This is a genomic window from Vibrio sp. 970, from assembly GCF_033339075.1.
The window spans coordinates 1-821 of sequence record NZ_JAWOTW010000188.1; the positions used below are offsets into that span (position 1 = coordinate 1).

1 protein-coding gene and 1 pseudogene are annotated in these 821 nt (G+C 39.3%); both read right to left on the reverse strand.

Going from position 1 to position 821, the window contains the following annotated elements:
- A pseudogene (locus tag R7Q11_RS25590) lies at positions 1–279 on the reverse strand (diguanylate cyclase); the annotation flags it as partial.
- 108 nt (positions 280–387) lie between these two features.
- The coding region (locus tag R7Q11_RS25595; RefSeq protein WP_225466927.1) for an alpha-glucosidase C-terminal domain-containing protein at positions 388–821 on the reverse strand (434 nt) is incomplete at its 5' end.

Here is an 821-nt window from a genome sequence, read left to right on the forward strand (position 1 = left end):
ATCAATCGGCCATATATAGCAGATATCGCCTTTCACAATAGAGTTATGCTCTTCAGAAAGAGGGGTCGCGAAGTTTGAATAGTTGGTAAAGCTGTAGTCCAGTGCAGTTAAGACTTTGATACCACGAGTTAACGCTCTATCGATACGCGAATATTCAGTATCAATATAGCGATTGACTGCATCGTAGTAGTTTTTTGTAGTAACGAGCATTACCACAATGAATAGAACTAAAGGAAATAAAACAACAAATGAGAGGCTACATCGCCTTTGGTTAACCATTGAGTACCATTGTTTAAGTGTTCGCCTCTCATATGCATCGGCTTAAAGAGGCTGTTTATAGTTATTAATGAACATATTCACAAATTTTAATAAATATAGAATGCGGTGTCACTTCACTTGCCACAAATTGATACTTAATGCTGCCATATTGACAGAAACATGACCTTCATAATCAATTATTTCACACTTATCTAATAATTGATGCAAGTGTTTCGCATTCAAGCCTAACTGCCACAATGGTAGGTCAATCGTGCTTTCTTGTAGACCAATATTGACTGCAACAATGATCGTCTCTTCACCAAGCTGTCTTGCATAAGCAAATGCTCTTTCGTCACAATAAAGCCATTGCATGCTGCCAGATTGTAGGGCTTTGAACTGTTTACGAATTTCAATCCACTGTTGGTACAGTTGGAGCCAAGGAGAACCCTGAACTAAATGCCAAGGGAAACAACGTCTGTTATCTGGGTCAAAGCTTCCCTCAAGACCGACTTCACTACCATAATAAATGCATGGTGCGCCGACATAAGTCATGAGTAAGGCCA